The sequence below is a fragment of the Mesorhizobium sp. M1A.F.Ca.ET.072.01.1.1 genome, assembly GCF_004023325.1.
GTDB lineage: Bacteria > Pseudomonadota > Alphaproteobacteria > Rhizobiales > Rhizobiaceae > Mesorhizobium.
In genome coordinates, this window is sequence record NZ_RZSF01000614.1 from 1 (window position 1) to 1,585 (window position 1,585).

Here is a 1,585-nt window from a genome sequence, read left to right on the forward strand (position 1 = left end):
GTGCCGGGGGATGCGCCGTCACAGACCATCATCCCAAAGTCGGCGCGCCGCGCCATCTCCCGGTCTTTGGCGGCGTGGACCCAGTATCCTCTGGCATCCTCAGGAGAAGGAACATGGTAGGCGACCCAGTCGCCCAGATTATTGCGGGGTTCCTTGCCGGCATGGAAGACGCCGACATGCTCGTACTTGTAGCCCGCGAGCAGGCCCTGCGCCTCGGCATCGGCTCCCGACGCGTCTCCAATCAGCACGCCGTGCTCGGCAGCAACGATTGCGCCGATGCGAGCGAGGGCAGGTACCGGCAGCTCGAATATCTCGCGTGATCCACCTATGAATATCATCGACATCGTGACTTTCCTTCTCTCCAGCGTCCCCCGCCCGCTCCCGGCCGCCCTCTCCCTCTGGCCTCGCGCGATGGATCGTCACCCGAAGGCCGAGACGGCGAAGCCGGCGCGGGAAGCGGCGGGACGCCGCGACTAGAGCCCGGCCGGCCGCAGGCCGGCGCGCCCGAAGCGGAGGTGCCGTGCTTCGCGCGAGGCTTTAGTCCGCCTCGCGCGGGCCGAACCCGCCCGCGCCCGGTCGGGTTCGATGGTGCGGTTGCGAGGAAAGCGGCGCTTCACGCGCCGCCCTCCGCGAACCGCCAGACGGGGATGCCGAGCCGACGGGCTTTGTCGGCAAGGTTGTCGGTGATGCCGGAGCCGGGAAAGACAATCAGGCCGTAAGGCACCACCGAGAGAAGCTGGTCGTTGCGGCGGAACGGAGCGGCCTTGGCGTGACGGTTCCAGTCCGGCTTGAAGGCAATCTGGGTGACCTTCCGGTTCTCGGCCCAGCAGGCGGCGATGCGTTCGGCGCCGCGGGGGCTGCCGCCGTGGAGCAGGACCATGTCGGGATGCTTCTCGCGGGCCTTGTCGAGCGCGTCCCAGATCCGGTCGTGATCGTTGCAGTCGAGGCCTCCGGCGAAGGCGATCTTGGTGCCGGCCGGGACGAGCACCTCGGTTTCGGCGTGGCGGCGGGCGGCGAGAAAATCGCGGCTGTCGATCACCGCCGCGGTCATGGCCTGATGGGAGACCTTGGAGCCGGTGCGTGGCCGCCATGCCGATCCGGTCTGCGCCTCGTAGAGGTCGGCCGCCTCGTCGCGCATGATCTCAAGAACGTTGCGGCGCTCGATGTAGGTGATGGCCTCGGCGGTGAGCCGTTCCAGCTCGACCGACTTCACCTCGGAGCCGTCCTGCTCGTTCTGGCTCGAGCGCTGCGCCTCCTCATTGCGATCGAGGCTGCGGGCGACGCGCTCTGCGGCACGGTGGAAGACGTTTGCGAAGGACCAGAGCAGGTCATCGAGATCGGGTTCGAGCCTGGTGTCGCCAAGCATACCGGCGAAGGTCTCGACGATACCGGCAAGCCCGGCCCGGATCACCTCGTCGTCGGGAAGTGGCCGAGGATCCGGTTCGTCCTGATGCGGGCGATGGCCGTACATCTGCAGTTCGAGGATGACGCGGTCGGTCGGCGAGGAGGCGTGGTAGGGCTCGTAGGCATCGTCGAAAGGAAGCTCGTAGGTCATGGCGTGTCTCCGTCGGTTGCGGCCGCGCCT

The 1,585-nt window shown here is 67.8% G+C and carries 1 protein-coding gene and 1 pseudogene; both read right to left on the reverse strand.

Features of this window, described 5'->3' with window-relative positions; translation table 11 throughout:
* A pseudogene (locus EOA32_RS36935) lies at positions 1-344 on the reverse strand (hypothetical protein); the annotation flags it as partial.
* 269 nt (positions 345-613) lie between these two features.
* The gene (locus EOA32_RS36940; RefSeq protein ID WP_128374287.1) at positions 614-1,555 is read right to left on the reverse strand and encodes a DUF2493 domain-containing protein; all 942 of its coding nucleotides are present in this window, start codon (positions 1,553-1,555) and stop codon (positions 614-616) included.
* Between the last annotated feature and the right edge of the window lie 30 nt (positions 1,556-1,585).